At 69.9% G+C, this 17,928-nt stretch carries 17 protein-coding genes; 15 read left to right on the forward strand and 2 right to left on the reverse strand.

Annotated features, from left to right (window positions below; translation table 11 throughout):
- From VFW66_08815 to VFW66_08845, 7 genes are all read left to right on the forward strand, one after another.
- On the forward strand, positions 1-426 hold a 426-nt coding region (locus VFW66_08815), incomplete at its 5' end, for a DUF6798 domain-containing protein (protein ID HEX5386785.1).
- Positions 413-1,591, forward strand: coding sequence for a CapA family protein (locus tag VFW66_08820; protein ID HEX5386786.1), 1,179 nt, complete (start codon positions 413-415; stop codon positions 1,589-1,591). The genes VFW66_08815 and VFW66_08820, both read left to right, overlap by 14 nt.
- A gap of 161 nt (positions 1,592-1,752) precedes the next feature.
- Entirely contained in the window at positions 1,753-2,529 is a 777-nt protein-coding gene (locus VFW66_08825) for a dolichyl-phosphate beta-glucosyltransferase (GenBank protein ID HEX5386787.1), read from the forward strand.
- Positions 2,530-2,556: 27 nt separating this feature from the next.
- A complete protein-coding gene (locus VFW66_08830; protein HEX5386788.1) occupies positions 2,557-3,339 on the forward strand; it encodes a glycosyltransferase family 2 protein in 783 nt (260 codons plus the stop codon).
- 5 nt (positions 3,340-3,344) lie between these two features.
- A complete protein-coding gene (locus VFW66_08835) occupies positions 3,345-5,045 on the forward strand; it encodes a glycosyltransferase family 39 protein (protein HEX5386789.1) in 1,701 nt (566 codons plus the stop codon).
- Complete coding sequence (locus tag VFW66_08840; GenBank protein HEX5386790.1) at positions 5,042-6,769, forward strand: glycosyltransferase family 39 protein; 1,728 nt, start codon at positions 5,042-5,044, stop codon at positions 6,767-6,769. The genes VFW66_08835 and VFW66_08840 overlap by 4 nt, the downstream gene beginning before the upstream one ends.
- Positions 6,766-8,316: a hypothetical protein gene (locus tag VFW66_08845; protein ID HEX5386791.1), complete on the forward strand. Its 1,551-nt coding sequence runs from the start codon at positions 6,766-6,768 to the stop codon at positions 8,314-8,316. Before VFW66_08840 ends, VFW66_08845 begins: the two co-directional genes overlap by 4 nt.
- Here VFW66_08845 and VFW66_08850 read toward each other — a convergent pair.
- On the reverse strand, positions 8,298-8,777 hold the full coding sequence (locus VFW66_08850; protein ID HEX5386792.1) for a hypothetical protein: 480 nt from the start codon (positions 8,775-8,777) through the stop codon (positions 8,298-8,300). The genes VFW66_08845 and VFW66_08850 overlap by 19 nt on opposite strands.
- Before the next feature lie 54 nt (positions 8,778-8,831).
- A complete protein-coding gene (locus VFW66_08855) occupies positions 8,832-10,616 on the reverse strand; it encodes a hypothetical protein (GenBank protein ID HEX5386793.1) in 1,785 nt (594 codons plus the stop codon).
- Between the two features lie 627 nt (positions 10,617-11,243).
- On the opposite strand from VFW66_08855, the gene VFW66_08860 reads away from it, so the two are divergent.
- The 8 genes from VFW66_08860 to VFW66_08895 all read left to right on the forward strand — a co-directional run bounded on the left by VFW66_08860 (position 11,244) and on the right by VFW66_08895 (position 17,926).
- The gene (locus tag VFW66_08860) at positions 11,244-11,426 is read left to right on the forward strand and encodes a Flp family type IVb pilin (protein HEX5386794.1); all 183 of its coding nucleotides are present in this window, start codon (positions 11,244-11,246) and stop codon (positions 11,424-11,426) included.
- A gap of 44 nt (positions 11,427-11,470) precedes the next feature.
- Positions 11,471-11,698: a hypothetical protein gene (locus tag VFW66_08865; protein ID HEX5386795.1), complete on the forward strand. Its 228-nt coding sequence runs from the start codon at positions 11,471-11,473 to the stop codon at positions 11,696-11,698.
- Positions 11,699-11,705: 7 nt separating this feature from the next.
- Positions 11,706-12,251, forward strand: a complete 546-nt coding sequence (locus VFW66_08870) for a prepilin peptidase (protein ID HEX5386796.1) — start codon at positions 11,706-11,708, stop codon at positions 12,249-12,251.
- On the forward strand, positions 12,248-12,751 hold the full coding sequence (locus tag VFW66_08875) for a TadE/TadG family type IV pilus assembly protein (GenBank protein ID HEX5386797.1): 504 nt from the start codon (positions 12,248-12,250) through the stop codon (positions 12,749-12,751). Before VFW66_08870 ends, VFW66_08875 begins: the two co-directional genes overlap by 4 nt.
- Positions 12,752-12,763: 12 nt before the next feature.
- Positions 12,764-13,624 (forward strand): Flp pilus assembly protein CpaB, encoded by an 861-nt coding sequence (gene cpaB / locus VFW66_08880; protein ID HEX5386798.1) that lies wholly within the window; start codon positions 12,764-12,766, stop codon positions 13,622-13,624.
- Positions 13,625-13,680: 56 nt separating this feature from the next.
- Positions 13,681-15,060 (forward strand): type II and III secretion system protein family protein, encoded by a 1,380-nt coding sequence (locus tag VFW66_08885; protein ID HEX5386799.1) that lies wholly within the window; start codon positions 13,681-13,683, stop codon positions 15,058-15,060.
- A gap of 29 nt (positions 15,061-15,089) precedes the next feature.
- Complete coding sequence (locus VFW66_08890; protein ID HEX5386800.1) at positions 15,090-16,469, forward strand: pilus assembly protein TadG-related protein; 1,380 nt, start codon at positions 15,090-15,092, stop codon at positions 16,467-16,469.
- A gap of 74 nt (positions 16,470-16,543) precedes the next feature.
- Positions 16,544-17,926 (forward strand): pilus assembly protein TadG-related protein, encoded by a 1,383-nt coding sequence (locus VFW66_08895; GenBank protein HEX5386801.1) that lies wholly within the window; start codon positions 16,544-16,546, stop codon positions 17,924-17,926.
- The last annotated feature ends 2 nt before the right edge of the window (positions 17,927-17,928 follow it).

Below are 17,928 nucleotides of genomic sequence, written 5' to 3' on the forward strand. Positions count from 1 at the left end.
GCGCAACGGTCCTCTAACGATGCGCTGTTCATCGTGCCGCCGGGCATGGAAGGCTTCCGCGAGTACGCCCGCCGAAGCATCTACGTCGACTTCAAGCTCTTTCCCGCCTCGACGGTGTCGGCCGTGCCCGAGTGGCGCGAGCGGCTCGATCTCATCTCCGCTCCGGACGGCGCGGCGCGCGCGGCAGCCGGTTGGCCCGCGGTGCCGCTCTGGGACCGGAGCTACGCCAGTCGCAACACGCCTGCGCGCATCGCCGAGCTGCTGCGCACGACGGGCGCCGACTACTTCGTCTGGGACCGCCGCGGGCTCGACGTGCCACCCTATGTGAGCCTGCCGCGGGACCCGGATCCGGCCGTCCACGTGGTGTACGCCAACGACCGCTTCGAGGTGTACGCACTCGCCGGAGCAGCGCATGCGGCCCGCTGACGTCGTCGGCCGCCTCGGCGAATCGGCGCTCGCGCTCGGCATGCTCTGCGGCGCGGGCTTCCTCGGGTTCCGCGTGCTTCACCCGCCGGAGCCCTGGAGCACGCCCATCGTGCTGGTCGACAGCGTGGGCCCGCCGCCCGCGTCCCCGAGCGGGCTCTCGCCTTTGCCCGGTGCGCCGCTCGCCTCGGCGCGGCTCGGATTCACCGGCGACCTGATGCAGCACCGGCTCCAGGCCGGCGACGATTTCACGCGCTCCTACGCCGCGCTGGCGCCGCTCCTCCGCGGTTTCGACCTCACGGTGGGGAATCTGGAGTTTCCGGTGGACTCGGCCGCACCGGTGGGACCGGGGCCCAGGTCTGCCACCTTCAACGGCTCGCCGGCGCACCTCGCGGCGCTCGCGGCCGCCGGGTTCGATCTCGTAAGCACGGCGAACAATCACGCATGGGACCAGGGACTCGGCGGCATCGACGCGACGGTCGCAGCGCTCACTGCCCGGGGTCTCACGCCGGTGGGCACCGGCGGCAGCGCGCGTGACTCGACCGCGCCCGTCGTGCGCGACGCGGGCGGCATCCGGGTCGCATTCCTTGCCTACACCTTCCCGCCGAACGCACGCACCGACCCATCCGGCGCGAGCGTGCCGCCGAGCCGCGAGGCGCCGGTCGCGACGCTCGTCTTCAACGACTGGACCGCGGAGTTCCGCACCGCGGGCGTCGCGCGCATTCGCGCGGACGTGGCGCGTGCGCGTGCAGCGGGCGCCGAGTTCGTGGTGGCGTTCGTGCATTGGGGACGCGAGTGGCACCTCGAGCCCGACGCCGACCAGCGCCGCGCCGCGCACGACCTCGTCGACGCGGGCGTCGATCTCGTGGTCGGCGCGCATCCGCACGTGCTGGAACCGCCCGAGCTGTATCGCGGACGGCTCATCGCCTACTCCCTCGGCGATTTCATCGCCGACTTCCATCCGCTCGCGGCGCGCACGGGCGCTGTGCTGGCGGTCGACATTGCGAAGACCACGGATGGCGTCCGCGCCACGGGCTTCGCCTTTCACCCGACGCTCGTCGTCTCGCCCGGTCACATCGTGACCCCCGTCCACGCGTCGGACCCGGGCGATGCGCGGGCCGCGTGGCGCTGGGCCCGCGCGCGGCTCGGCACGGCCGTGGCGCCCTGAAGCTTTCGGGCGGGCCGCCCGGCTGCCGCCGCCTTGCAACAACTGGTGCGCTGGTGGCACATTTTTGGCCGCCCGCGGCCGCGCGCGGCGTGCATCTGTGCGAGGCTCATGCGGTTCGCGCCATTCGCCGCAGGGCACAGCGATTGCCCGCTCGGCGCGGCATGGCCCCCGACATCGCAGTCTCGGTGGTCGTCCCCGCCTACAACGAGGAGGGACGGCTCGAGCCGACCGTACGCGAGATCGCGGAGTATTTCCGCGCGAGCGGCCGATCGATCGAGTGCATCGTAGTGGACGACGGCAGCCGCGACGGGACGAGCGGGGTCGCAGCCGCGCTGGCCGCTGAATTTCCCGAGGTGCGGCTCATTCGGCTGGCGGAGAACCGGGGCAAGGGTTACGCGGTGCGGAGTGGAATGGTGAACGCGCGCGGCGCGCTGGTGCTCTTCACCGACGCCGACGGTGCGACGCCCATCGCCGAGCTGGAGCGGCTGGAGGCGGCCGTGGCCGCGGGTGCCGACGTGGCGATCGGATCGCGCGGTCTCGCGGGTGCCGGCGTCACGGTGCGGGCCAGGACGTATCGGCGCTGGATCGGCCGCGCGTTTCATCTGCTGGTGCGGCTGCTCGCCACCGGTAAGTACGTGGACACGCAGTGCGGGTTCAAGCTGTTTCGTGGGGAGGTGGCGCACGATCTCTTCTCCCGCATGCGCACCGCCGGATTCGGCTTTGACGTGGAGCTGCTGGTGATGGCGGAGCAGCGGGGATACGCCGTGGCGGAGGTGCCGGTCAACTGGACCCACCGCGCGGGATCCAAGGTGAACCTGGCGTCTGATTGCCTGGCGATGGCGTGGGATGTGGCGCGGGTGCGCGCCCGCTGCCTCCGCGGCAACTATCGTACGCCGCACATCGCGCCGTGGGCGGGGCTCGCAGCCGGCCGCAGCTAGGCACACGCCAAGATCGTGGAGGTGAGCGTGACGCGCCTGTCCGTAGTGATCCCGGTGTATAACGAGGCGCCGACCATCGATGCGCTGGTGCGGCGGGTGCGCGCCGTGCCGCTGCGGCTCGAGATCGTCGCGGTGGATGACGCGTCGCGCGACGGCTCCGACACCGCGCTCGCGCGGCTCCATGCCGAGGGGCTGGTCGACGTGGTGCTGCGCCACGCGAAGAACCGCGGCAAGGGTGCCGCGATCCGCAGCGGCATCGCGGCCGCGACCGGCGACGTGATCGTGGTGCAGGATGCCGACCTGGAGTACGACCCGGCCGAGCTGCCGCGCCTGCTCGAGCCGATCGAGCGCGGCCGGGCCGACGCCGTATTCGGCTCGCGCTTTCTGGGCGGCGATCACCGGGTGCTCTACTTCTGGCACTCGGTGGGCAACTCGGTTCTCACCCTCCTGTCGAACATGTTGACCGATCTCAACCTGACCGACATGGAGACCTGCTACAAGATGGTGCGCGCGCCGCTGATGAAGTCGCTCGCGCTCACGAGCGATCGGTTCGGTTTCGAGCCGGAGCTCACGGCGCGGCTGGCGCAGGCGCGGGCGCGGGTGTGGGAGGTGTCGATCTCGTACTCCGGCCGCACGTATGCGGAGGGGAAGAAGATCGGGTGGCGCGACGGGGTCGCCGCGGTGTGGCACATCGTGCGATTCAATTTCTTTCCGCCGCGCGCAGCCGCGCCCGCGCAGGCACCGCTTCCCGCCGGATCGGGGTCGCCGGCCCTCCGCGAGCAGACGCTCGAGCGCACGGCGCGCTCCTGAGCGCAATGCGGCGCCCGCTCGGGCCGGGGACGGCGGCGGGGCTGGTCATCGCGTTCGGGGTGGCGCTCAGGGTCGGGTATTTCGTGCAGCGCCCGTCGCTCTGGGGCGATGAGGCGATGCTCGCGCTCAATATTGGCGGGCGCTCGTTCGGCCGGTTGCTCTCACCACTGGATTACGCCCAGATCGCCTCGTTTCCCTTCCTCTGGCTCGAGCGTGCGGCGTTTCTCACGCTTGGCGCCAACGAGTACGCGCTGCGGCTATGGCCCCTCATCGCGGGTTGCGTGCTGCTGGTGTTGGTCTATCGCCTCGCTGTGCAGATCGTGCCGGCCGGTGCCGCGGTGCTCGCCACCGCGATCGCCGCGACGGCGTACCCGCTGATCCGCTACTCGGGCGAGGTCAAACCGTACACGCTTGATGCGTGCGTGAGCGCCGTGGTATTGCTCTGCGCGCTGGCCGTGCTCCGCGAGCCGGACGTGCGGCGCGGCTGGGTACGCTTGGGCGCCATCGGCACTATCGGGATCATCGGCTCACTGTCCGCAGTGTTCACCTGCGCCGCGGCACTTGTCACACTCGCCGCGATAGTTTGGACCCGCCGATCCCGCGACGGCATCAGCCGGGTGGCCATGCTCGCGATCACGTGGCTGGTCGCGTTCGCCGGCGCCTACCGGCTGGCGTTGACCTCGCCCGCCACCGCCGCATACATGCAGCGCTTCTGGGAGGCGGCGTTCCTCCGCCCGGGGACACCGCACTTGAGCCGACGCGTGGTCCTCGGCTTGGGCGAGTTGGCGTGCAGTGTGAACTGCTGGGGCGGCATCTTCGATCGATTGTGGCTGGTCGCGGGGCTCACCGCTGCTGGGTCGACCTGGGTCGCGCTCCGCCGAGGGAGAGCGACCGCGCTCCTGCTGCTCGCTACGCTGACGGCGCCGTTCGGCGCGTCAGTGGCGGGCGAATACCCGATCGCGGTGCGGTTGCTGCTCTTCACTACGCCCGCGCTCGCCGTGCTGTGCGCCGCCGGCGTATGGTGGGCGGGAACTGCCGTATCGCGCTCGCAGCCGGCTGCCGGTGCGGCCTTGCTCGGCGTGTTGTTCGTCGGGTCCGCCGCGATCCCGGCGTGGGCTTGGGTCACCGTGCAGTCCCCGATCGAGCCGAGCAAACGGGAGGAAATCCGGCCCCTGGTCAAAGAGCTCGCTGAACGCGGAGCGCCGGGCGAACCGGTTTACATCTTTGCCCGGACGATCCCCGGCTGGACGTTCTATACGACCGATTGGCGCTGGCCCGATCCCAACCAGCTCCGCTGGACCGCGAAGGTGGCTGGACTCGGCGGCCCATCATTTAATAACGGCGCTGCCCGGGGTCGCCGCTCTCCGGCAATGGCTACCGTTCCCGACTTTAGCTGGCGCCGACACCGCATCGTCATCGGCACATCGACGGGTGCCCAGGCTCGGGCGTGGCTCGGATTCGTTCCCACTTTCCCCGATACCGGATGGGCCGAGACCGAAGCTGAACGCCTCCATGCGGCGGCGCATGCCCGTGCTTGGGTCCTTCTCAGCGGGTACGCACACACTCAGCTCGACGAGTCCGCCCCGTTGCTCGAGGCCATCCGGCGAACCGGTGGCACGGTACATATTGTGTCGGCTAGTTCAGGCGCCGAGCTTCTCTCCATCGACTATCCGCAGCCCCCTGCAATTGTCGCCGGTCCCCCATGACCTCAGCAGCGATGCGGCCCCTCCGGGGAACGCCCGCAACGGCCGCAGCCGGCATCACCGCCGGGAGCGCCGTTGTCGCGCTGCTCGTGCTCGGCGCCGCCGTCCGCCTGGCCGCGTATCTCCGCCGGCCGGCACTTTGGGGCGACGAAGCGATGCTCGCGCTCAACGTGGCGCAGCGCTCGCTCGCCGGCCTCACGCACCCGCTCGACTACGCGCAGATCGCCACGGTGCCGTTCCTGTGGGGCGAGCGGCTCGCCGTGACGCTCGGCGGCGTGACGGAGTACAGCCTGCGAATCGTGCCGCTCCTGGCCGGTCTCGCACTGCTGCCGCTCGCGTGGGGCGCCGGACGCCGCCTGCTCGGCCCCCTGGGCGCCGTGGCGTTCGTCGGCCTGCTCGCCACCTCGATCCCGCTGCTGCGCTACTCTGGGGAGCTCAAGCCCTACAGCCTGGACGCACTCGTGGCGCTCGGCTTCCTCTGGTACCTGCTCGAGCGCCGCGGCGAATTGCGCCAGGGCCGCGGCTGGCTTCGGCTCGGGCTCGCGGGCGCCGCCGCCATCGTGCTCTCGCTCCCCGCCGCGTTCGTCACCGGCGCCGCGGGGGCCGCGCTCGCATGGGACGCTCTCGACCGCTCCCTTCCGCCGGCGCGCCGGCGCGCGCTGCTCGGGCGCCTCGCGCTTGCGGGCCTTGCCTGGGCCGCGCTCTTCGCGGTCCTCTACGCGGTGTGCTACCGCGCGGTGGCGTCGAGCGAGTACATGCGGCAGTACTGGCACGCGGCCTTCCTCGTGCCGAGCACGCCGGATCTCGCCGGTCGGATCGGTCGGGCCTGGGAGGAAACGGCGCTCGGCGTCTTCGCCCTGGCGTTTACGGGCGACGGCGCCGTCGTGCTGGCGGTGGCAGCGCTCGGCGCCGCGGCGTTCGCGCGTCGCATGGGGCGGCCTGCGGCACTCGTAATCACCGGCCCCATCGTCGCCGCCTTTGCAGCGAGCGCGCTCGGGCGTTATCCGGTGTCGACACGCACCATGCTCTTCACGGCGCCCTTGCTTGGCCTGCTTGTCGCGGCCGGTCTGGAGGAGGCCGCAGCCTGGCTCGCTGCGCGGAGGCCCTGGTTTCGGCCGAGATGGCTCATCGGCGCCGCCCTCGTGCCTGGCATCGTACTGGTCACCGGACTCTCGATCCGCCCCTCGGGCGGTGAGGATGTGCGAACGCTCGCGCGCGTGCTGGACCGCCGCGCAGCGCCTCACGACCCGGTGTACGTCTTTCACCGCGCCACGCCGGCGTGGACCTACTACACGACCGGTTGGGATAGCCCCGACTGGAACCGGCTGCGCTGGACCGCGGAGATCGCGAGCCCCGGCGGCGCCGGGTTCGTAAATGCGCCGAGCCGCGGAGCGCGGCCGGTCGGAGAGGGGCGAGAGCTCACCTACACCGTCGGTCGCAGGCTGCATCTCTATGGCGTTGCATGCGGCGTGCAGGCCGCGCAATGGGCTGGGTTCACGCCGACCGCGCCGGATGCCGGCTGGGCCGAAAACGAAGCCGACCGCATGCGTGCGGTGGCTCGTCCCGTCGTCTGGATCGTGCTCGCGGATCATGCGCATCCGACGGCGCACGAAGGCGACGTACTGCTGGCAGCGGTCGAGCGGGCCGGGGCGCGGGTGATCCTGGCCGACAGTCTCGAGTACTCGGCGCTCTATCGTGCGGAATTCGCCGCGGGTTCGACACCGTGAAGCAGCACGCCCAGCCGGCGAAGGCAGTCCGATATGGGTGGGCGATCTGGGCGGCGCCGATCGTGGCACTCGGCCTCGCCTCCGAGCTAGCGCGGCCAGCCAACTGGGACGTCGCCTGGCTGGTGTACGTCGCGCAGGAGCTCACCCGCGGCGCCCACCTCTACACCGATCTCGCCGAAATCAATCCGCCGCTCGCCGTGTGGCTCGATTTTCCGGCCGCGCTGGCCGAGCGGTGGCTCGGCGTGCCGGCGCTGCTCGCGAACCGCATCGGCGTCGCGTGCATCTGTGTGCTGGCGCTCGCGCTCTGGCAGGCGCTGCGGCCGAGCATGGCGGCCGATCGTGCTTGGCGCCGGAATGCGGCGGCGATGCTGCTTGCGGCGCTCCTCTTTCTCTGGACCCGGGCCCACTTCGGCCAACGCGAGCATCTCGCCTTCGCGCTCGTGCTGCCCGCGTCGGCGGCCGTGGCGCGGCGCCGCGACGGGCCGAGTGCACCGCGCGCACTGCGACATGCGGCCGGTCTCCTGGCCGCGGTCGGCATTGCGCTCAAGCCATACGTCGCGCTGGTGTGGGCGGCGCTCGCGCTGCTTTCGTGGCGCTGGACGGCGGGCAAGCGCGAGCGGCTCGGGCCCGAGCTGTTCTGGACGCCGGCCTTCGCCGCGATTTACATCGCGGCGTTCGCGTTCCTCGGCCTCCCCGCGTATCTCGACCTGGTGCACCGCCTCGGCGGGACCTACTGGGGATGGGAGCATCGGTCGCTCTCGCGGTTGTTCGCCGAAGGTCCCGAGCTGGTGTTCGCGTGTCTCGCATTGCTCGCCTACGCCGCCGCGCGAAACAATGTCGCTCGCACCGGCCTCACCGACGCCACCGCGGCGGTCACCGCGGGCTTCTTCGCCGCTGCACTCGTGCAGGCCAAGGGCTTCAACTACCACTATTACCCGGTAAGCGCGGGCGCCACGTTGCTGCTGGGCTTCGTCGCGCTCGATCCGCGCCGGGCCGCCCGATTGAGCGGGTGCGTCGCGGTTGCGGTGGCGCGAGTCGGCGCCGTGGTGGTACCCGCGTCCGCCGCGGTGTGGGCTATCGCAGGCATGACAACCCCGCATCCGATGGCGGAGGAGATCGCCGCACTCGCCCCGACGCTGCGGGCGTACGCGGCCGACGGACCGGTACTCCGGCTCTCAGGGCGGTTCAATTTTCCGCTCGTGAACGAGAGCGGCGCCCGATGGGCCTCGCGCTTCCCGATGCTCTGGTTCGTGCAGGCCCTCTATCCCGATGCCGTGCACTCCGGCCGGCCGCCGGTGTTTCGGCCGGCTGCCACATTGCCTGCCGCGGAGCGCTACTGCATTCAGGCGGTCGTGAGCGACTGGGCGCGCTACCGGCCGGGCATCGTGCTGGTGCCCACGCCGATGCCGGGGCGCGAAGAGAACGGCCATTCCCCGTACGACTACCTTGCATTCCTCGCTCGCGACCCCCGATTTCCGGCGCTCATCGCGCGGTATCGCCGCGGCGCGGACGTCGCGGGGTACCGCGTCTATGTCCGGGGCACCTGAGGCGCATCGGCGTGGAAACCACCGAGTATCTGCGCATGCACGAGGTCGAGCAGACCCACGCCTGGTTCGTGGCTCGGCGCCGCGCGTTGCTGCGCGCCGCCGCGCGCGCGGCGCCGAACGGTATCGCGCCGCGTCGGGTGCTCGATCTCGGTTCCGGTACCGGCGCGAATACCGCCGCGCTCGCGGCGCTCGGCAGCGTCGTGAGCCTCGAGCCCAGCGCGGTCGCGGTCGAGCTCGCCGCGCGGAGCGGCGCGGCGGAGTGCTGCCGCGCAAGCGGCACCGCCATCCCCCTCGCCGGCGGCGCATTCGATCTGGTGGTGGCCTCGGACGTACTGGAGCACATCGACGACGATCGTGCGGCGGTGCGGGAGGTGGCGCGGGTGCTCAAGCCCGGCGGTGCGCTGGTATTCACGGTCCCCGCGCACCCCTGGCTCTCCGGGCCGCACGATCGCGCGCTGCATCACTTCCGCCGCTACACCCGGTCCGCGGTGCGGTCGCTTATGGCGACCGGAGGGCTACGCCTCGTCCGCCTCTCGTACTGGAATGCCGCGCTCTTTCCGATGGTTTGCGCGCGGCGGTTGGTGCAGCGGTTGCGCCCCGGAAACGGGCGGAGTCAATCCGATCTCAGAATGTACAGCCCGCCCGTGAACGCGATCCTCACGGCCATCCTGAGCGCCGAAAGCAGCCTCGCCAACGGCATCGGCCTGCCGTGGGGCCTGTCGCTGCTCGGCGTTGCCGAGCGGCCGAAGTGAATAGCTCTCGGACCCGTCGCCAGACGGCGGTGCGCATGCATCGAGCGAGGCCTCAGCGGAGTCCGCGCTGAGCGCTACGGAGCGCGCCGCGGTATCCGGCGCAGCTCGCCGGCGGAGCAGCGCGCCGACCGAGTCGCAATCCACCAGTTGCCAATCGCCGTCGCGCATCGCCTCGTGGGCCAGCGCCGAGCGGGGCTTGAGCAGCAGCAGATCGATGCGCCAGTGGTCGAGCCGCTCGCGCCAGCCCGGGTCGAGCCGCATGATGCGCTGGTACTCCTCCAGGAGGCCGGGGCCGTAGAAATCGGTCCCGCCGTCGATGAAGACCTTCTGCTCCGGCCACGCGTAGAGGATGTAGCCGCCCCAGGAAAAGTCGGTGAAGAGGCGCCCGGTTTCGCCGTCGCGCCGCGCGCGCGCCACTACCGCCGTCGGGAAGAGCCGCGCACTGAACGAATCGCCCACGACCTGCGCGTTGCCTATCCGGCCGTGCGAGAAGCCGAGCGCCGCCATCGCAGCCGCGGTCGCGGTAATCCACGGCCAGGATACGGCCTGCCGGGCCGAGCGGGCGAAGTTGGCCCGGAACGCCCGCGGATCGGGAAGCGCGGCCCATTCCGGCGCCAGGTGCAGGGCGGCAACCGGCAGGGCAGTTAGCGCGAAAATTGGAATATTGCGCCGGGAGACGAGTGCCAGCCCCACCCCGGCGGCGATCAGAAGCAGCCTCGGCCAGGTCGGGCGGCGGCGGGTGAGCGCCAGCGCGCCGAGCAGGACGAGGAGCACCAGCAGGAAGGCCCGCGCCCAAGGCTCGTGGAAGTTGGGCGACTGGAATTCCGCCGTGTTGTTCACGATGTACGGGTCGGCAAAGAACCCCGCGACATGCCCCGCGAGCGCCAGCCCGTGGGGGTTGAGCAGCGTGGCGATGGCGCCAAGCCCAAGCAGGAGGCAGAGCGACCGCGTCTCGCGAATCCACCGCGCGCGCGCCGAGGGTGAGTTCGCCGTGAGCGTCTCGAGCGCGGCGCCGGCGGCGTACACGCCGATCACGATGAGGCCAAGCAGCCAGCCGCCGTGCAGGTTGGCCCACACCGCAAAGAGCGGCAGGCCGAGCCAAACGTTTCTCTTGAACCGGGGCTCGAGCAGCCCGAGCAACAGGACGATGCCCAGGAACGTGAAGAGATGCGGCCGGGCAAGCCAGTGGCCCGAGCCCAGCACGACGCTCGCCATTGTGACGAGAAACGTGAGGACCGGGTCGACGCCGCGCCGGAGCAGAAAGGCGGCGAGGAGCGCGTAGACTGCGCCCAACAGCAGCCCCGCGAAAATGGCGACGCCGGCGAGGCCGCCGGCGCGGTGCGCCAGCGCGAGCACGAGCTGGCTGCCGTACTCGAAGCCCAGGAACGGCGCGCCCGGCCGGGTAAACGAGAAGGGATCGGCGTGGATGAGCGCGTGCTGGTCGAGCATCGTGAGCCCGTGGCGGAGGTGGCGGGCCACGTCGCCGTCCGAGTTGAGCAATGGAAACTCGAGGCCGAGCGGAACCAGCAGGGCCACGGTCGCGAACACGACTGCGGGGAGCGCGGGGGGTCCGAATGGGCTTCGGCGCTCGGGGGGTTTCTGCATCCGGTTCCGGGCGGTCCCGGGTTTGGGGAATGGCGCGGTCGCGTGAAACTAAGCCATTGTGGCGTGGCGGGATAGATGCTGTCCCAAGCACCGGAGCCATCGGCCGCCAGGCTGGTCTTGGCCGGTGCGGTCTCCGGATTCACTTGAAGCGATGCCGCCACAACCTTGGTGTAGGGCTCCGACAAGCGAAAATCGCGCCGGGTGGCCGTCTATGAGCACGTCGCGGGTCCCGGCCCCCGGCGAAATCTCAGACGGCCGAGCGCCGAGCGCTGGACTCCGGCAAGCGGCAGGCAAGCAAGGGGTTAATGGCGAGCCGCGGGGCGGGTGCCGGCGCGAGCCGGCGTTTCCGAAGCGGGAGGGAGGCCGGCCGTAGGTTGCCGTTCTGGCCAGGGCCGCATCGTGCGGTGGGCACACCTCTTGCCCGACAGGGCGCCGGTTTCCCGCAATCTATCGAAAGAACCGCAGACCAAATGGGACGTTCTGACGCTCCGCCTTCGAGGGGCGTCTGCGTCGGGGAAGGTGCGCAAAAGGCGACCCCCCGCTTTTCCACCACCAGTAGGCGGAGGCAATATGACGAACGTGGCGCGGATGTTCTGGACGGATGAGTCGGGGCAGGGGCTGTCGGAGTACGCCCTTCTGCTCGGCCTCATCGTGGTCGGCGTGGTGCTGTTCATCGAGGGCATGGGCAACAGCATCAAGGGCATTTTCAGCAAGGCCAATACTGCGCTCGCCAGCGCGAACGCGATCAGCTGATCAAGCTTTCGAACCCCGTCCGTGTCGCGCCGCCATCGGACTCGGTGGCGGCCGGCCCGGAGGTGGAGGCGTGCAGCGCTGAAATACCCGGCGCCGCAGCGCGCCGGCGGTACAGTAGCGCGGGCCGCGGTCGGGTAAGCGACCTGATCGTGCTCGTGTTCGGCGTCGCCGTGCTCGCAGTTTTTCTCCAGATGGTGCGCCAGGGCGTCGGGGGCGTGTTCGCCCGCGTGGCGGATGTGCTCGGGCTTGCCACCACACTCGTAGGACGGTGAGGACCCATTGATCGCTGCCGACAGCCGGACCTTGCAGGCCGCCGCGAGCATGAGCCTCACCGGGCTCATGGTGGTGGCCGCGTGGTCCGATCTGCGGACCCGCCGGATCCCCAACCAGCTCACGATAGCCGGCCTCGTGGCCGCGCTCCTGGTCCGGAGCCTGTTCGGCTGGCCCGCGCTATCCGCGGGCGTGCAAGGCGCCGGGCTGGCGCTTGCCGCCGGCTTCGTGCTCTACGCCATCGGCGCCATGGGCGCCGGCGACGCCAAACTGCTCGGCGCCATGGGGGCGTTCATGGGTCCGGACAATCTGATCGGGGCCCTCGCCCTCATCATGATCGCGGGCATGATCGTCGCCGTCGTGAGCGTGGCGCGCAAGGGCTTGCTGCCCCTGTTGCTGGTCAATACACTGGACCTGTTCAGATCGTGGAAAATCTTCGGCGGGGACGGGCAGGGGCGGCGGCTTACGTCGCCCGGCGCCCTGACGGTGCCGTACGGCGTCCCCATCGCGCTCGGAACGCTCGTGTGGTGGTTCGCGGGAGGGGTACGCATATGACGCTCAAGGTCCTCCGGCGCTTCGCGGCCGACCGCTCGGGTCAGAGCCTCGCGGAGTTTGCCCTTGTCCTGCCGGTGCTGTTGCTCCTGATCGGCGGGATCATCGAGTTCGGGCGTGGGTGGAGCATTTCGCAGGTCGTGACCGACTCAGCGCGCGAAGGGGCGCGCTCCACGGTGGTCGCCGACGCCGACGTCAAGCCGGACGCGATTCAAACGCGCATCCTCAACCGCCTCCAGGCCGGGGGAGCCGGCGTCACCGATCTCGTGTACAACTGCGACCTCGACACGACGGACCCTGCCACGGCCAACTACTGCTCGAACATGTTCACCGGCGCCGGCGTCGGCGACACGGTCGTGGGCGAGTGGCGCAACACCGGCAACGACGCGATCGTCACCGTTGTCGTCCGCTACAAGCTGCCCCTCGTCAGTACGCTCATGAAGTGGACCAATGGTTCCGACGGTATCCTGATCGGCTCGTCGGCCCACATGCGCAACGAGTAAGCGAGAGCCCTCATGCGAAAGACTCGGCCGTGGGTCATGCTGCTGCTGGCGCTCATCTCGGGCACGCTCGCCGCGACGCTCGCGCTCCGCTACCTGCGGCAGCAGCCGACGCCGCTGCTCGCGGCCGAGCCGGCCAAGGTGAATCTCGTGGTGGCCGCGCACGCGCTGCCGGTGGGCGGGATCGTGCGCAATGAGGACGTGAAGACCATTCCCTATCCGGGCAACACGCTGCCGCCGGGGTTCGTGAGCAATCCGTCGGACGTCGTCGGCCGCGGCGTCCTCACGGCGGTGGCGGAAAACGAACCGCTGCTCACCACCAAACTCGCGGGCATGGACGCGGGCGGCGGGCTCCCCATCCTCATCAAGGACGGGATGCGCGCCGTGAGCGTCCGGGTGGACGAAGTCGTGGGCGTCGCCGGGTTCGTGCTGCCGGGCACCCGCTCGGACGTGATCCTGACGCTGCCGCAGAACAAGGAGTACGGCCGGCCGGAGAGTACCACAAAGACCATCCTGCAGAACATCGTCACCCTGGCCGCCGGCCAGATCCTGCAGCACGACAAGGAGGGCAAGCCGCTCAGCGTGACGGTGGTGACGCTGCTCGTGACGCCGGAGCAGGCCGAGCTGCTGGCGCTGGCATCGAAGGAGGGACAGATCCAGCTCGCCCTCCGCAACACGCTGGACACGACGTCGGTGGTGACCCAGGGCGCCAAGGCGGAGCAGCTCTCGCTGGTGGCGCCGCCCAAGGGCTCGGTCGAGCCGAAGGCTCCCCGGCCCCGCTTCATACCCAGGCCGAGCGAGAATCCGCCGCCGACCGTCATCGAGGGATATCGCGGTGGTGAACGCACGCTCACGACGTTTCGGAACAATCCCTGACTTCCAACCCCGGGAGCCCCGTGCACACGCTACGTCGCGACTCCGCCGCTTCGTGGATGCCACCCCGCGCCCTGACGGCGCTCGCCGCGGCGCTGCTGCTCTTGGCCGCGAGCCGGCCGGCCGAGGCCCAGCGGCTCGTGAAGCAGCCCGAGCAGGTGATGTCGGTGTCCAAGGGCGCGTCGGTGCTGCTGGTGAACCCGGTCAAGATCCAGCGCTTCTCGCTGGGCGATCCGGACGTGGCGGACGTGGTGGCGGTCTCGCCCACCGAGGTGGTGGTGAGCGGGCGCGCGCTCGGCACGACGAGCCTGTTTCTCTGGGACGACTCCGGCGTGGTGCGGCTCTACAGTATCGAGGTCACGGCCGACGCGACCGGATTGCAGCGTTATCTCTCGGCCGTGCTTCCGGGGGAGCACATCGACGTGAACGCCACGGGTAACACCGTGACGCTGTCGGGGCAGGTGCGCGACGCGAGCGTGGCGGCGCGCGCCGTAGAAATCGCCAAGGGCTCGGGTGCCACGATCGTGGACAACCTCACCACGCCGGACGCGGTGCAGGTGGTCTTGCAGGTGCGGTTTGCCGAGGTGAACAAGAGCGCGCTGCAGGACCTGCGCAGCCAGTTCCTGGTCAGGAATCCGCAGAACCTGAGCGACAACGGCGACTGGCGCGGCTCGAGCAACGTGGCGCCGGGCACCTTTGCCTCGCCGGCCGGCACCTTCCAGGACGGCATCCTCGACCTCGGGCTCTTCAACGCGGGGGCGAGCTTCGAGGCGGTGCTCCGCGCGCTCGAAACCCGCGGCAACTTCAAGAGCCTCTCGGAGCCGAACCTGGTGGCGCTGCCGGGCAAGGAGGCCTCGTTCCTGGCCGGCGGCGAGTTCCCCTATCCGTCCATCCAGGGCGGCGGCGGCGCCGGCGCGGTGGCGATCCAGTTCCGCGAGTTCGGCATCAAGCTCAAGTTCACGCCCACGATCACGCGGAACGGGAGCATCCGGCTCAAGGTGGCGCCGGAGGTTTCCTCCCTCGACTTCGGCAACGCGCTCGTGTTCGGCGGCTTCACGATTCCGAGCCTCCTCACCCGGAGGGCGGAGACCGAGGTGGAGATGCGCGACGGTCAGCACCTCGCGATCGCGGGGCTGCTGGACAACTCGCTCATCAACAACGTGAGCAAGATCCCCATCCTGGGCGACCTGCCGATCCTGGGCCAGTTCTTCCGCTCGAAGGACGCGCGGCAGCGGCGCACCGAGCTGCTGGTGCTGGTGACGCCGCGGCTCATCGTGCCGGGCAACGAGGTCGTGCCGATCCCGACGGGCGAGCCTTCGACGTGGCAGTGGGACAAGTACATGCGGCTGCCGGCGAGCGCCGACAGCGGCAAGGGCGTCGGCGTGGGCAATCAGTTCGAGCCGAAGGACGCCCAACCGAATCCGGTGGACCAGCAGTAGTGGAGCGGCGGTAGCGGAGGGAGGCTCGTATGCGGGTATTCGGCGGGACGACCACCGCGCGGCGCGGCGCCACGCTGCCGCTCTTCGCGGTGGCGTTGTTCATGATGCTGGCGCTTGCGGCGATCGCGATCGATCTCGGGCGGCTGTACGTGGCGCAGACCGAGGCGCAGCGCGCCGCCGATTCGGCGGCGCTCGCGGGGGCGGAGAAATTCAAGGAGCAGTTTGACGCCGACGCGGCTGCGCCGCTGGCGGACAGCGTGGCGCGAGATTATGCCAAGCGCAACGCCATTCAGCACGTGTCGATCACGGACGCCGATATCGTGAGCGTGAACGCGGATCCGGCGACGTTGCAGGTGAGGGTGGTCCTCCAGCGCACCGGCATCCAGAACTGGTTCGCCTCGACGCTCGGCTTCGCCACCTCGACCGTCGCCGCGGCTGCGACAGCGGAGGCCGCGCCGGCGGGAGAGGTGCAGTGCATCAAGCCGATCGCGGCGCAGGATCTCTGGAACGAGCCGGGAACGCCGACGGGGCTGGACACGCTCACGTCCACGCGCGATCTGCCCCTGATCAATCCCTCGGCCAACAAGGTCTGGGATCTTCCGCCGCCGCCCTCATCCGGCGGCGCCGGAAACTCCGTGCCGGTGGACAATCCCCCGCACCCGCGGGAGGAGTGGCGCTGGGACGCGACCGGCTCGATCGATCCCGGTCAGGTCTACGTGCCGCAGACCCAGCAGGGCGCGACCGGATGGGGTTCGACCTACCGCGACGGGCTGGCGGGCGCCTATCTGGCCGCGACCAATCACGACGTAGGCCGGCGGCTCGTGCTGATGATCATGGACGGCAACGGTAACGACGTCGATATCACGCCGCACTCGTTTTTCCAGGCTTGGTTGCCCCAGGGACAAGCCGGCAAAATGGACCTGGCGAACGACATCCGGAATGGTTGCGATATCGCATCCGCAGTGGTGGGGGACGTAGAGGGCGAATACACGGTAGAGCAAAACGGCTTGGGCACCGGCCAGGTGGGCAAAGCATGGGACGATCTGTATCAGCTCGATCCCAATGCCACGTGGAACGAGAACGTGACCTCGGGCGGCGCCGATCAGATCACGGGATCGAACAAGTGCCCCGCGAGCGGCGCGTGCGAGTTTTCCGACTGGAAGAACAGCCCGCGGGTGATCACGATCGGCATCTACAATCCGACGCTCTACGGCACGTCGCCGAGCAACAACGATCTCGCGTTCCTCAACTTCGCGCGGGTGTTCATGGAGCGGCCGTACAAGGTGGGCAACGGCCAGAACGCCAAGCGCTGGGTCATGGGCCGCTTCATCGGCTACGCTGACGGCGTCGGTGCCGGGGCGGGCGGCGCCACCGGCTCGCTCATCAAGATTCTGCGGTTGGTCAAGTAGTGGCGAAGGACCCGCGCGGGGGCCCCCGCGCGGGCGGTGCGGACGACGTGCGGGACGGGGTCCCGGAGGCGAAAATGCGGAGGCGCTTTCGTCGTACCCGGAACGAGCGAGGCCAGTCCCTGCCGCTCGTGGCGGTGGCAATCTTCACGATGCTCGGGCTGTCTGCGATCGCGATCGATCTCGGCATGCTGTACAGCGCGCAAACGGAGGCGCAACGCGCGGCGGACGCGAGCGCGCTGGCCGGCGCCGGTCAGTACATGTTCATCCCCGACCCGAACGCCGCGGTGCCGTTTGTCGATTCGGCGGCACGGGACTTCGCCAAACTGAACTCGATTCAGCACGTGCAGGTGAGCGATCCAGACATCGTGAGCGTGGTTCCGGTGCCCGACAGCCTGCTGGTGCACGTGGTCATCCAGCGCGCCGGGATCCGCAACTGGTTCGCCTCGACGATCGGCTTCAGCAGCTCGACCGTGAACGCGGCGGCCACGGCCCAGGCCTCGCCCTCGGGCAAGGTGCAGTGCCTCAAGCCGATCGCGATTCCCGACATGTGGAGTGAGCCCGGGCCGGGCCAGGGAGCTGATACGCTGGTCCCGAACGGTGTGAGCAACAAGGTGTGGGACATCCCGGGGCCGCCGGCCTCGGGCAACGGCTACCCCTCGCCGCCGAACGACTTCATCGAGGCTTGGCACTACACCGGTGCGGCCGGCCAGTCGTACGGCCAGACGGTCAACGGGTACGGCACGGGGTATCGCAATGGCCAGGTCGGCACCTACCAGACGGCGAAAATCAACGACTTCGGCCGCCGTCTCGTGCTCATGATCGAGTCGCCTGGCAACGGCAACCCCGGCCCGAGCATTCAGCCGTCGTCGTTCTACCAGGCTTGGGCCACCGACGGGAGCCCCGGCGGCGGTAACGGACCGGGCGGCACATCCGCCGCCTCGGTGGCGGCTGGAATAGGCGCGAGTTGCGGTCTCAGCGAAGCGAGCGTGAATCAGAGCTACCCGGCGGCCAACGGGATCGGTGCCGGCCCGATCGGCAACGCATGGGACGACCTGTACAGCGAGGATCCGAACGCGACCTGGGACGACCAGAACAACCAGGTGGTCGGCTCGAACAAGTGCCCGGCGACCGGCACCTGCACCGAAGACGACTGGATGCAGAGCCCGCGGGTCATCACGGTGGCCGTGTACGACCCAGCGGTGTACGCCACTGCTCCGAACGCCAATGACCTCACCTTCAACAACTTCGCCACGGTATTCGTGGAGAAGCCGTTCACCGTGGCTAATGGAGGCGGCGGGAACGGCGGCGGCCGGGGGAACGGCGGTGGCGGCAACGGCGGCGGCGGCAACCCCAAGCGGTGGGTGACCGGCATCTTCCTGCACTTCACCAAGGGCGTGGGCGCGGGCAATGGCGGCACGAACGGCTCGCTGGTGAAGACGATCCGGCTGATCAGATAACC

The sequence above is a fragment of the Gemmatimonadales bacterium genome (genome assembly GCA_036279355.1).
Classification (GTDB): domain Bacteria; phylum Gemmatimonadota; class Gemmatimonadetes; order Gemmatimonadales; family GWC2-71-9; genus DASQPE01.